Origin of the sequence: Pseudomonas sp. S8 (assembly GCF_050473925.1) — a bacterium.
Lineage (GTDB): Bacteria > Pseudomonadota > Gammaproteobacteria > Pseudomonadales > Pseudomonadaceae > Aquipseudomonas > Aquipseudomonas parakoreensis.
In genome coordinates, this window is the sequence record NZ_JBFDVZ010000016.1 from 1,960,384 (window position 1) to 1,972,742 (window position 12,359).

At 61.5% G+C, this 12,359-nt stretch carries 10 protein-coding genes; all 10 read left to right on the forward strand.

Features of this window, described 5'->3' with window-relative positions:
• Positions 1-58 precede the first annotated feature (58 nt).
• The 10 genes from nuoC to nuoM all read left to right on the forward strand — a co-directional run bounded on the left by nuoC (position 59) and on the right by nuoM (position 12,354).
• Positions 59-1,843, forward strand: coding sequence for an NADH-quinone oxidoreductase subunit C/D (gene nuoC, locus AB1J88_RS10080; RefSeq protein WP_041073225.1), 1,785 nt, complete (start codon positions 59-61; stop codon positions 1,841-1,843).
• Positions 1,844-1,845: 2 nt separating this feature from the next.
• Positions 1,846-2,343 carry an NADH-quinone oxidoreductase subunit NuoE gene (gene nuoE, locus AB1J88_RS10085; RefSeq protein WP_003223804.1) on the forward strand — a complete coding sequence of 166 codons (498 nt, stop codon included), beginning with the start codon at positions 1,846-1,848 and terminating at the stop codon, positions 2,341-2,343.
• Positions 2,340-3,695: an NADH-quinone oxidoreductase subunit NuoF gene (gene nuoF, locus AB1J88_RS10090; protein WP_430290973.1), complete on the forward strand. Its 1,356-nt coding sequence runs from the start codon at positions 2,340-2,342 to the stop codon at positions 3,693-3,695. The genes nuoE and nuoF overlap by 4 nt, the downstream gene beginning before the upstream one ends.
• A 136-nt stretch (positions 3,696-3,831) precedes the next feature.
• On the forward strand, positions 3,832-6,546 hold the full coding sequence (nuoG, locus tag AB1J88_RS10095; protein WP_430290974.1) for an NADH-quinone oxidoreductase subunit NuoG: 2,715 nt from the start codon (positions 3,832-3,834) through the stop codon (positions 6,544-6,546).
• A complete protein-coding gene (gene nuoH / locus AB1J88_RS10100; protein ID WP_007964859.1) occupies positions 6,543-7,550 on the forward strand; it encodes an NADH-quinone oxidoreductase subunit NuoH in 1,008 nt (335 codons plus the stop codon). Before nuoG ends, nuoH begins: the two co-directional genes overlap by 4 nt.
• Positions 7,551-7,561: 11 nt before the next feature.
• Complete coding sequence (gene nuoI / locus AB1J88_RS10105) at positions 7,562-8,110, forward strand: NADH-quinone oxidoreductase subunit NuoI (protein WP_003223795.1); 549 nt, start codon at positions 7,562-7,564, stop codon at positions 8,108-8,110.
• Positions 8,111-8,119: 9 nt separating this feature from the next.
• Positions 8,120-8,620 carry an NADH-quinone oxidoreductase subunit J gene (gene nuoJ / locus AB1J88_RS10110; RefSeq protein ID WP_041073216.1) on the forward strand — a complete coding sequence of 167 codons (501 nt, stop codon included), beginning with the start codon at positions 8,120-8,122 and terminating at the stop codon, positions 8,618-8,620.
• 3 nt (positions 8,621-8,623) lie between these two features.
• Positions 8,624-8,932, forward strand: coding sequence for an NADH-quinone oxidoreductase subunit NuoK (nuoK, locus tag AB1J88_RS10115; protein ID WP_003180046.1), 309 nt, complete (start codon positions 8,624-8,626; stop codon positions 8,930-8,932).
• A complete protein-coding gene (gene nuoL, locus AB1J88_RS10120) occupies positions 8,929-10,782 on the forward strand; it encodes an NADH-quinone oxidoreductase subunit L (protein ID WP_095666946.1) in 1,854 nt (617 codons plus the stop codon). Before nuoK ends, nuoL begins: the two co-directional genes overlap by 4 nt.
• 39 nt (positions 10,783-10,821) lie before the next feature.
• Positions 10,822-12,354: an NADH-quinone oxidoreductase subunit M gene (nuoM, locus tag AB1J88_RS10125; RefSeq protein ID WP_027614661.1), complete on the forward strand. Its 1,533-nt coding sequence runs from the start codon at positions 10,822-10,824 to the stop codon at positions 12,352-12,354.
• Positions 12,355-12,359: the final 5 nt, after the last annotated feature.

The following is a 12,359-nucleotide window of genomic DNA, read 5'->3' on the forward strand; positions in this document are numbered from 1 at the left end:
TCAAAGAAACGAGAAGCTGGCTTCATTCTTTACGTTGACCGAAAGCGAAAAAATAACCATGACTACAGGCAGCGCTCTGTACATCCCGCCTTATAAGGCAGACGACCAGGATGTGGTCGTCGAATTGAACAACCGTTTTGGCGCCGAAGCGTTCACCGCTCAGTCGACCCGCACCGGCATGCCGGTGCTGTGGGTGGCGCGCGCCAGACTCGTCGAAGTCCTGACCTTCCTGCGCAACCTGCCCAAGCCGTACGTCATGCTCTATGACCTGCACGGCGTGGACGAGCGTCTGCGCACCAAGCGTCAAGGGCTGCCATCGGGCGCCGACTTCACCGTGTTCTATCACCTCATGTCGCTTGAGCGTAATAGTGACGTGATGATCAAAGTCGCCTTGTCCGAAAGCGACCTGAGCTTGCCGACCGTCACCAGCATCTGGCCGAACGCCAACTGGTACGAGCGTGAAGTCTGGGACATGTACGGCATCGACTTCAAAGGCCACCCGCACCTGTCGCGCATCATGATGCCGCCAACCTGGGAAGGTCACCCGCTGCGCAAGGACTTCCCGGCGCGCGCCACCGAATTCGATCCGTTCAGCCTCAACCTCGCCAAGCAACAGCTTGAGGAAGAAGCCGCGCGCTTCCGTCCTGAAGACTGGGGCATGAAGCGTTCCGGGGCCAACGAGGACTACATGTTCCTCAACCTGGGTCCGAACCACCCTTCGGCGCACGGTGCGTTCCGCATCATTCTGCAGTTGGACGGTGAAGAGATCGTCGACTGCGTGCCGGACATCGGTTACCACCACCGTGGCGCCGAGAAGATGGCCGAGCGTCAGTCCTGGCACAGTTTCATCCCGTACACCGACCGTATCGACTACCTCGGCGGCGTGATGAACAACCTGCCGTACGTGCTCTCGGTCGAGAAGCTGGCCGGCATCAAGGTGCCAGAGAAGGTCGACGTCATCCGCATCATGATGGCCGAGTTCTTCCGGATCACCAGCCACCTGCTGTTCCTCGGTACCTACATCCAGGACGTCGGCGCGATGACTCCGGTGTTCTTCACCTTCACCGACCGCCAGAAGGCGTACACGGTGATCGAAGCCATCACCGGTTTCCGTCTGCACCCGGCCTGGTACCGCATCGGCGGCGTCGCCCACGACCTGCCACGCGGCTGGGAAAAACTGGTGAAAGACTTCGTTGAATGGCTGCCAAAGCGCCTCGACGAATACACCAAGGCCGCCCTGCAGAACAGCATTCTCAAGGGTCGTACCATCGGCGTTGCCCAGTACAACACCAAAGAGGCGCTGGAATGGGGCGTCACCGGTGCCGGCCTGCGTTCCACCGGTTGCGACTTCGACCTGCGTAAAGCACGTCCATACTCCGGCTACGAGAACTTCGAGTTCGAAGTGCCGCTGGCTGCCAACGGCGATGCCTACGACCGCTGCATGGTTCGCGTCGAAGAGATGCGTCAGAGCGTCAAGATCATCGATCAGTGCCTGCGCAACATGCCGGAAGGCCCGTACAAGGCGGATCACCCGCTGACCACGCCGCCGCCGAAAGAGCGCACGCTGCAGCACATCGAAACCCTGATCACGCACTTCCTGCAGGTTTCGTGGGGCCCGGTCATGCCGGCCAACGAATCCTTCCAGATGATCGAAGCGACCAAGGGCATCAACAGTTATTACCTGACGAGCGACGGCGGCACCATGAGCTACCGTACCCGGATCCGTACTCCGAGCTTCGCGCATCTGCAACAGATCCCTTCGGTGATCAAAGGCAGCATGGTCGCGGACTTGATTGCGTACCTGGGTAGTATCGACTTCGTTATGGCCGACGTGGACCGCTAAGCATGAACAGCACGCTTATCCAGACAGACCGTTTCACCTTGAGTGAAACCGAGCGCTCGGCCATCGAGCACGAGCTGCATCACTACGAAGACCCGCGCGCGGCGTCGATCGAAGCCCTGAAGATCGTTCAGAAGGAACGCGGCTGGGTGCCGGATGGCGCCCTGTACGCGATCGGCGAGATCCTCGGCATCCCGGCCAGCGACGTTGAAGGCGTGGCGACGTTCTACAGCCAGATCTTCCGTCAGCCGGTCGGCCGCCACATCATTCGCGTCTGCGACAGCATGGTCTGCTACATCGGCGGCCACGAGTCGGTGGTCAGCGAGATCCAGAACAATCTGGGCATCGGCCTGGGGCAGACCACCGCCGACGGTCGTTTCACCCTGCTGCCGGTCTGCTGCCTCGGCAACTGCGACAAGGCTCCGGCGCTGATGATCGACGACGACACCTTTGGCGACGTGCAGCCTGCCGGCGTGGCCAAACTGCTCGAGGGCTACGTATGACCCTGACATCTTTCGGTCCTGCCAACCGCATCAAGCGTTCGGCCGAGACTCACCCGCTGACCTGGCGCCTGCGTGATGACGGCGAGGCCGTGTGGCTCGACGAATACCAGGCCAAGAACGGCTACGCCGCTGCGCGCAAAGCCTTCGCCGACATGGCCCAGGACGACATCGTCCAGACCGTGAAAGACGCCGGCCTCAAAGGTCGCGGCGGTGCAGGTTTCCCCACTGGCGTGAAGTGGGGCCTGATGCCCAAGGACGAATCCATCAACATCCGCTACCTGCTGTGCAACGCGGACGAGATGGAGCCGAACACCTGGAAAGACCGCATGCTGATGGAGCAACTGCCCCATCTGCTGATCGAAGGCATGCTGATCAGTGCCCGCGCACTGAAAACCTACCGTGGCTACATCTTCCTGCGTGGCGAGTACACCACCGCCGCCAAGCACCTCAACCGTGCTGTGGAAGAAGCCAAGGCTGCAGGCCTGCTGGGCAAGAACATTCTGGGCAGCGGCTTCGATTTCGAACTGTTCGTCCACACCGGCGCCGGGCGTTATATCTGCGGTGAAGAAACCGCACTGATCAACTCCCTCGAAGGCCGCCGTGCCAACCCGCGCTCCAAGCCGCCCTTCCCTGCCGCTGTCGGCGTGTGGGGCAAGCCGACCTGCGTGAACAACGTCGAAACCCTGTGCAACGTGCCGGCGATCATTGCCGACGGCGTTGACTGGTACAAATCGTTGGCCCGCGAAGGCAGTGAAGACATGGGCACCAAGCTCATGGGCTTCTCCGGCAAGGTCAAGAACCCTGGCCTGTGGGAACTGCCGTTCGGCGTTACCGGCCGCGAGCTGTTCGAAGACTACGCCGGCGGCATGCGCGACGGTTACAAGCTCAAGGCCTGGCAGCCAGGTGGCGCCGGTACCGGTTTCCTGTTGCCAGAACACCTCGACGCACAAATGTACGCCGGCGGCATCGCCAAAGTGGGCACCCGGATGGGTACCGGCCTGGCGATGGCGGTGGACGACAGCGTCAACATGGTTTCCCTGCTGCGCAACATGGAGCAGTTCTTCGCCCGTGAATCCTGCGGCTTCTGCACCCCGTGCCGTGATGGCCTGCCATGGAGCGTCAAGCTCTTGATGGCCATCGAAGAAGGCCGTGGTCAGCCGGGCGACATCGAGACCCTGTTGGGTCTGGTCGGTTTCCTCGGCCCAGGCAAGACCTTCTGTGCTCACGCACCGGGTGCCGTGGAGCCGCTGGGCAGTGCCATCAAATACTTCCGTCCAGAGTTCGAAGCCGGTATCGCGCCTGCAAGCGCCACCGTCCCGCCTCTGGCAAGGCCGATCGTAATCGGCGCGTAAACGCTTAAAAAGGCGAAGGGTCCGTGCCCTTCGCCTTTCGTCCGATGACGCCTTTCGGGGCTGACTGGATTCGGACGGATAACAAGATTCCATTAGCCACGCCCGCTGACACCGGGCCAACGAAGACCTTTGAACCATGGCCACTATCCACGTAGACGGCAAAGCGCTCGAAGTCGACGGGGCAGACAACCTGTTACAGGCATGTCTGTCGCTGGGCCTCGACATCCCTTATTTCTGCTGGCACCCCGCGCTTGGTAGCGTCGGGGCCTGCCGCCAGTGCGCAGTCAAGCAGTACACCGACGAGAACGACACCCGTGGTCGCATCGTCATGTCCTGCATGACGCCTGCCACCGACAACACCTGGATCTCCATCGACGATGAAGAATCCAAGGCGTTCCGCGCCAGCGTTGTCGAATGGCTGATGACCAACCACCCGCACGACTGCCCTGTGTGCGAGGAAGGCGGTCACTGCCACCTGCAAGACATGACGGTGATGACCGGCCACAACGAGCGCCGTTATCGCTTCACCAAACGCACCCACCAGAACCAGCAACTGGGCCCGTTCATTTCCCACGAAATGAACCGCTGCATCGCTTGCTACCGCTGCGTGCGTTTCTACAAGGACTACGCCGGCGGCACCGACCTCGGTGTGTTCGGCGCCCACGACAACGTGTACTTCGGTCGCGTTGAAGACGGCACGCTGGAAAGCGAGTTCTCCGGCAACCTCACCGAGGTTTGCCCGACCGGTGTGTTCACCGACAAGACGCACTCCGAGCGCTACAACCGCAAATGGGACATGCAGTTCTCGCCGAGCATCTGCCATGGCTGCTCCAGCGGTTGCAACATCTCCCCGGGCGAGCGTTACGGCGAACTGCGTCGCATCGAAAACCGCTTCAACGGTTCGGTGAACCAGTACTTCCTGTGCGACCGTGGCCGTTTCGGTTATGGCTACGTCAACCGCACCGACCGTCCACGTCAGCCGCTGCTGGCCGACGGCACCAAACTGAGCGTCGACGCTGCGCTGGATAAAGCCGCTGACCTGCTGCGCGGGCGCAACATCGTCGGTATCGGTTCGCCACGCGCCAGCCTCGAAAGCAACTACGCGTTGCGCGAACTTGTGGGCGCCGAGCACTTCTACTCCGGTATCGAAGCCTCCGAGCTGGAGCGCATCCGTCTGGTCCTGCAAGTGCTCAAAGACAGCCCGCTGCCCGTGCCGAACATGCGCGACATCGAAGACCACGACGCTGTGTTCGTCCTTGGTGAAGACCTGACCCAGACCGCCGCCCGTATGGCGCTGGCCTTGCGTCAGTCGGTCAAGGGCAAGGCCGAAGACATGGCCGAAGCCATGCGCGTGCAGCCGTGGCTCGACGCTGCGGTGAAGAACATCGGTCAGCACGCACTGAACCCGTTGTTCATCGCCAGCCTGGCGGAAACCAAGCTCGACGACATCGCCGAAGAATGCGTTCACGCTGCTCCGGATGACCTGGCACGCCTCGGTTTCGCCGTGGCCCACGCGCTGGACGCCAGCGCCCCTGCCGTTGAAGGTCTGGACGCCGAAGCCCTTGAACTGGCCAAGCGCATCGCCGACGCCCTGCTCGCGGCCAAGCGTCCGCTGATCATCGCCGGTACTTCGCTGGGTTCCAAAGCCTTGATCGAAGCCGCGGCGAACATCGCCAAAGCCCTGAAGCTGCGCGAGAAGAACGGTTCGATCAGCCTGATCGTGCCGGAAGCCAACAGCCTCGGCCTGGCCATGCTCGGTGGCGAATCGGTCGACGCGGCGCTGCAAGCCGTGATCGATGGCAAGGCCGACGCCATCGTCGTGCTGGAAAACGATCTGTACACCCGCACCTCGAAAGCCAAGGTCGATGCCGCGCTGAACGCTGCGAAAGTGGTGATCGTTGCCGACCACCAGAAAACCGCCACCACCGAGCGCGCGCAACTGGTGCTGCCAGCGGCGAGCTTCGCTGAAGGCGACGGTACGCTGGTCAGCCAGGAAGGCCGCGCCCAGCGCTTCTTCCAGGTTTTCGATCCGCAATACATGGATGCGAGCATCCTGGTTCACGAAGGCTGGCGCTGGCTGCACGCCCTGCGCTCGACCCTGCTGAACCAGCCGATCGACTGGACGCAACTCGACCACGTCACCGCTGCCGTGGCGTCGAGCACCGAGCAACTGGCGCGTATCGTCGACGCCGCGCCGTCTGCCGCGTTCCGCATCAAGGGTCTGAAACTGGCGCGTGAGCCGCTGCGTTATTCCGGTCGCACCGCGATGCGCGCCGACATCAGCGTTCACGAACCGCGCACCCCGCAAGACAAAGACACCGCGTTCGCCTTCTCCATGGAAGGTTACTCGGGCTCGGCCGAACCGCGTCAGCAGGTGCCATTCGCCTGGTCGCCTGGCTGGAACTCGCCGCAAGCCTGGAACAAGTTCCAGGACGAAGTCGGTGGTCACCTGCGTGCTGGCGACCCGGGCACCCGCCTGATCGAAAGCACCGGTGATTCGCTGAACTGGTTCGCGGCTGCTCCGCGCGCATTCAACCCGGCGCCGGGCACCTGGCAAGCCGTGCCGTTCTACCACCTGTTCGGCAGTGACGAAAACTCGTCGAAAGCCGCGCCGGTACAAGAACGCATCCCGGCTCCGTACGTGGCGCTGGCCAAATCCGAAGCGGATCGCCTGGGCGTCAACGACGGTGCTCTGCTGAGCCTGAACGTGGCCGGCCAGACCCTGCGTCTGCCGCTGCGCATCAATGAAGAACTGGGCGCTGGTCTGGTGGCCTTGCCTGCGGGCATCGCCGGCATTCCACCGGCATTCGCCGGCCTGTCCGTCGACGGTCTGCAGGAGGCAGCGCAATGACCTGGTTCACCCCTGAAGTGATCGATGTGATCCTGACGGTCATCAAAGCCATCGTGATTCTGCTGGCCGTTGTGGTCGCAGGCGCGTTGCTCAGCTTTGTCGAACGTCGCCTGCTGGGCTGGTGGCAGGACCGTTACGGTCCGAACCGCGTTGGCCCGTTCGGCATGTTCCAGATCGCCGCCGACATGCTGAAGATGTTCTTCAAGGAAGACTGGACCCCGCCGTTTGCCGACAAGGTGATCTTCACCCTGGCACCGGTGGTGGCCATGTCCGCCCTGCTGATCGCGTTCGCGATCATCCCGATCACCCCGACCTGGGGCGTGGCGGATCTGAACATCGGCCTGCTGTTCTTCTTCGCCATGGCCGGTCTGTCGGTCTACGCGGTGCTGTTCGCCGGCTGGTCGAGCAACAACAAGTTCGCCCTGCTCGGCAGCTTGCGTGCCTCGGCGCAGACCGTGTCCTACGAAGTGTTCATGGGCCTGGCCCTGATGGGCATCGTGGTGCAGGTCGGCTCGTTCAACATGCGCGACATCGTCGAGTACCAGGCGCAGAACCTGTGGTTCATCATTCCGCAGTTCTTCGGCTTCTGTACTTTCTTCATCGCTGGCGTCGCCGTGACTCACCGTCACCCGTTCGACCAGCCGGAAGCGGAACAGGAACTGGCCGACGGTTACCACATTGAATACGCCGGTATGAAATGGGGCATGTTCTTCGTCGGTGAATACATCGGCATCATCCTGATCTCGGCGCTGCTGGTCACCCTGTTCTTCGGTGGCTGGCACGGTCCGTTCGGCATCCTGCCGCAACTGTCCTTCGTCTGGTTCGCACTGAAGACCGCGTTCTTCATCATGCTGTTCATCCTGCTGCGCGCTTCCATCCCGCGTCCGCGTTATGACCAGGTGATGGATTTCAGCTGGAAATTCTGCCTGCCACTGACCCTGATCAATTTGCTGATAACCGCTGCGGTTGTGTTGTGGAACACACCTGCGGTTGCGGTTCAGTGAGGATTTGACCCATGTTCAAATATATTGGCGACATCGTTAAGGGTACCGGTACCCAGTTGCGCAGCCTGGTCATGGTCTTCGGCCATGGCTTTCGCAAGCGCGACACTCTGCAATACCCGGAAGAGCCGGTCTACCTGCCACCACGCTACCGTGGTCGCATCGTCCTGACCCGTGACCCCGATGGCGAAGAACGTTGCGTAGCCTGCAACCTGTGCGCCGTGGCTTGCCCGGTAGGTTGCATCTCGCTGCAGAAAGCTGAAACCGAAGACGGTCGCTGGTACCCGGACTTCTTCCGTATCAACTTCTCGCGCTGCATTTTCTGCGGTCTCTGCGAGGAAGCCTGTCCGACCACCGCAATCCAGTTGACCCCGGATTTCGAGATGGCCGAGTTCAAACGTCAGGACCTGGTGTACGAGAAAGAAGATCTTTTGATCTCCGGCCCCGGCAAAAACCCTGATTACAACTTCTATCGTGTTGCAGGTATGGCAATCGCTGGCAAGCCGAAAGGCTCCGCGCAGAACGAAGCCGAACCGATCAACGTGAAGAGCTTGCTGCCTTAAGGAAGAACGATGGAATTCGCTTTCTATTTCGCATCGGGTATCGCGGTTGTGTCCACGCTACGTGTGGTCACCAACACCAACCCTGTGCACGCCCTGCTCTACCTGATCATCTCGTTGATCGCCGTGGCCATGACCTTCTTCGCACTCGGCGCACCGTTCGCCGGCGTGCTGGAAGTGATCGCCTACGCCGGCGCCATCATGGTGCTGTTCGTGTTCGTGGTGATGATGCTGAACCTGGGTCCCGCCTCGGTTCAGCAGGAACGCAGCTGGCTCAAGCCCGGCATCTGGGCAGGCCCGGTGATTCTCGCCGCCCTGCTGCTGGCCGAACTGCTGTATGTGCTGTTCGCTCACCAGAGCGGTCAGGCCATCGGCCACACCACCGTCGATGCAAAAGCCGTGGGCGTCAGCCTGTTCGGCCCGTATCTGCTGGTGGTCGAACTCGCCTCGATGCTGCTGCTCGCCGCAGCCGTCACGGCGTTCCATTTGGGCCGTAACGAGGCGAAGGAGTAAGACATGCCTGCTATCCCTCTCGAGCATGGATTGGCCGTTGCCGGCATCCTGTTCTGCCTTGGTCTGGTCGGCCTGATGGTCCGCCGCAACATTTTGTTCGTGTTGATGAGTCTGGAAGTGATGATGAACGCCTCTGCCCTGGCCTTCATCGTCGCCGGCGCCCGCTGGGCGCAACCGGATGGACAGATCATGTTCATCCTGGTGATCAGCCTGGCAGCCGCCGAAGCCAGTATTGGCCTGGCGATTCTGCTGCAACTGTATCGCCGCTTCCACACGCTCGATATCGACGCTGCCAGTGAGATGCGCGGATGAACCTAATCTTTCTGACTTTTGTATTCCCTCTGATCGGTTTCCTGCTGCTGTCGTTCTCCCGTGGACGCTGGTCGGAAAACCTCTCGGCGCTGATCGGCGTGGGTTCCATTGGCTTGTCGGCGATTGTCGCCGCCTACGTCATCTGGCAATTCAACGTCGCGCCCCCCGAGGGCGGTCACTACACGCTGGTGCTGTGGAAGTGGATGGCGGTCGAAGGCTTCAAGCCTGACTTCGCCCTCTACATCGACGGCCTGTCGATCACCATGCTCGGCGTGGTGGTGGGCGTGGGTTTCCTGATCCACCTGTTCGCGTCCTGGTACATGCGCGGCGAAGCGGGTTACTCGCGCTTCTTCTCGTACACCAACCTGTTTATCGCCAGCATGCTGTTCCTGGTCCTCGGCGATAACCTGCTGTTCCTGTACTTCGGCTGGGAAGGCGTGGGCCTGTGCTCGTACCTGTTGATCGGTTTCTACTACAGCAACCGCAACAACGGTAACGCCGCACTCAAGGCCTTCATCGTGACCCGGATCGGCGACGTGTTCATGGCCATCGGCCTGTTCATCCTGTTCCAGCAAGTGGGCACGCTGAACATCCAGGAACTGCTGGTGCTGGCACCGCAGAAATTCCAGGCCGGCGACTTCTGGATCACCCTGGCGACCCTGATGCTGCTGGGTGGTGCGGTCGGTAAATCGGCGCAACTGCCGCTGCAAACCTGGCTCGCGGACGCGATGGCCGGTCCGACCCCGGTATCGGCACTGATCCACGCTGCAACCATGGTGACCGCCGGTGTCTACCTGATCGCCCGTACCCACGGTCTGTTCACCCTGGCGCCGGAAATCCTGCACCTGGTTGGCATCGTCGGTGGTGTGACCCTGGTTCTCGCAGGCTTCGCCGCCCTGGTACAGACCGACATCAAACGTATCCTCGCCTACTCGACCATGAGCCAGATCGGCTACATGTTCCTGGCGCTGGGCGTGGGTGCCTGGGATGGCGCGATTTTCCACCTGATGACCCACGCCTTCTTCAAGGCCCTGCTGTTCCTTGCTTCCGGTGCGGTGATCGTTGCCTGCCACCACGAGCAGAACATCTTCAAGATGGGCGGTCTGTGGAAAAAACTGCCACTGGCCTACGCCAGCTTCATCGTCGGTGGCGCTGCACTGGCCGCCCTGCCACTGGTCACCGCAGGCTTCTACTCCAAGGACGAAATCCTTTGGGAAGCGTTCGCCAGCGGTAACCACGGTCTGCTTTACGCCGGTCTGGTCGGCGCGTTCATGACCTCTCTGTACACCTTCCGCCTGATCTTCATCACGTTCCACGGTGAAGCCAAGACCGAAGCCCACGCCGGTCACGGCATCGCTCACTGGCTGCCGCTGTCGGTGCTGATCGTGCTGTCGACTTTCGTCGGCGCGATGATCGTACCGCCGCTGCACGGCGTACTGCCTGAAAGCGTCGGCCATGCCGGTGGCGAAGCCAAGCACAGTCTGGAAATCGCCTCGGGCGCCATCGCTCTGGCCGGTATCCTGCTGGCGGCCCTGCTGTTCCTCGGCAAGCGTCGCTTCGTGACCGCGATCGCCAACAGCGGCATCGGCCGTTTCCTTTCGGCCTGGTGGTTCGCTGCCTGGGGCTTCGACTGGATCTACGACAAACTGTTCGTCAAGCCGTACCTTGCGATCAGCCATGTACTGCGCAGAGACCCGCTCGACCAGACTATCGGTCTGATCCCGCGTATGGCCAAAGGCGGTCACACCGCCCTGAGCCGCACCGAGACCGGTCAACTGCGTTGGTATGCCGCCTCGATGGCTGCTGGTGCCGTGCTGGTGATCGGCGCCATCGTGCTGGTAGCGGTCTGATATGAACCTTGCGAATTTGCGAAAGGAAACGAGCCCGTCATGATTCTGCCTTGGCTAATCCTGATCCCCTTCATCGGCGGCCTGCTGTGCTGGATGGGTGAGCGCTTCGGCGCTACCCTCCCCCGCTGGATTGCGCTGTTGACCATGACCCTGGAACTCGCCCTCGGCCTCTGGCTGTGGGCCCACGGTGACTACTCATTTGCACCGGCGCCTGGCGCCGATCCGACCTGGGCGCTTGAGTTCAAGCACGTCTGGATCCAGCGCTTCGGCATCAACGTGCACCTGGCCCTCGACGGCCTGTCGCTGTTGATGATCCTGCTGACCGGTCTGCTGGGTATCCTCTCGGTACTCTGCTCGTGGAAAGAGATTCAACGTCACGTTGGCTTCTTCCACCTGAACCTGATGTGGATCCTGGGCGGCGTTGTCGGCGTGTTCCTCGCCCTCGACCTGTTCATGTTCTTCTTCTTCTGGGAAATGATGCTGGTGCCGATGTACTTCCTCATCGCGCTCTGGGGTCACAGTTCTTCGGACGGCAAGAAAACCCGGATCTACGCCGCGACCAAGTTCTTCATCTTCACTCAGGCTTCCGGCCTGATCATGCTGGTGGCGATCCTCGGTCTGGTGCTGGTCAACTTCAACAACACTGGCGTGATTACCTTCAACTACGCCGACCTGTTGAAGACCAAGATGTCGATGACCACCGAGTACATCCTGATGCTCGGCTTCTTCATCGCCTTCGCGGTCAAGCTGCCAGTCGTACCGTTCCACTCCTGGCTGCCTGATGCGCACGCCCAGGCGCCGACTGCCGGTTCCGTCGACCTCGCCGGTATCCTGCTGAAAACCGCGGCCTACGGCCTGCTGCGTTTCGCCCTGCCGCTGTTCCCGAACGCCTCGGCCGAGTTCGCGCCGATCGCCATGACCCTCGGCCTGATCGGGATCTTCTACGGTGCATTCCTCGCTTTCGCGCAAACCGACATCAAGCGTCTGATCGCCTTCTCGTCCGTTTCCCACATGGGCTTCGTGCTGATCGGCATCTACTCCGGCAGCCAACTGGCGCTGCAAGGCGCAGTGATCCAGATGCTGGCGCACGGTCTGTCGGCGGCAGCACTGTTTATCCTCAGCGGTCAACTGTACGAGCGTCTGCACACTCGTGACATGCGTGAGATGGGCGGTCTGTGGTCGCGTATCGCTTACCTGCCGGCGATCAGCCTGTTCTTCGCCGCCGCCTCTCTGGGTCTGCCGGGTACCGGTAACTTCGTCGGCGAGTTCCTGATCCTGATCGGTACGTTCGCCAGTGCACCATGGATCACTGCGATTGCCACCTCCGGTCTGGTGTTCGGTTCGGTCTACTCGCTGATCATGATCCACCGTGCCTACTTCGGTCCGTCGAAATCGGATTCGATCCTGCACGGCATGGACGGTCGCGAACTGACCATGGTGCTGGGCCTTGCGGCGCTGCTGATTTACCTCGGCGTCTACCCGCAACCGTTCCTCGACACTTCCGCCGCCACGATGCATGGCGTGCAGCAGTGGCTCGGCACCGCCTTCACTCAACTCGCTTCGGCCCGGTAAGAGCG